The 249-nt window shown below is 61.0% G+C and carries 1 pseudogene; it reads right to left on the bottom strand.

Going from position 1 to position 249, the window contains the following annotated elements:
- Positions 1–209: pseudogene (locus DJ82_RS02575) on the bottom strand (hypothetical protein); the annotation flags it as partial.
- Between the last annotated feature and the right edge of the window lie 40 nt (positions 210–249).

Raw genomic sequence — 249 nt, forward strand, 5'->3', positions numbered from 1 at the left:
GGGAACGGCGTCATTTCCATGTGCCGCACGAGGTTCTCGCCGATGCTGTGCCGCCGCTTGTCGTTCTTGACCTCCCGCGTCTCGTCGATACTCGTCGCCTCAAGGTTGGCTAACCACTCGTACAGATACTCCGCGTCCTGGACGACCTCGAGCATCGAGTCCGTCGACGTGACTGGGATGTCGTCGGGTATGTTCGCTGAATTACTCACGATAGGTTCCCTCCGGAGGAGGATGCGGCTCGCCCGCTCG

The sequence above is a fragment of the Halorubrum sp. Ib24 genome, assembly GCF_002252745.1.
Taxonomy (GTDB): Archaea; Halobacteriota; Halobacteria; order Halobacteriales; family Haloferacaceae; genus Halorubrum.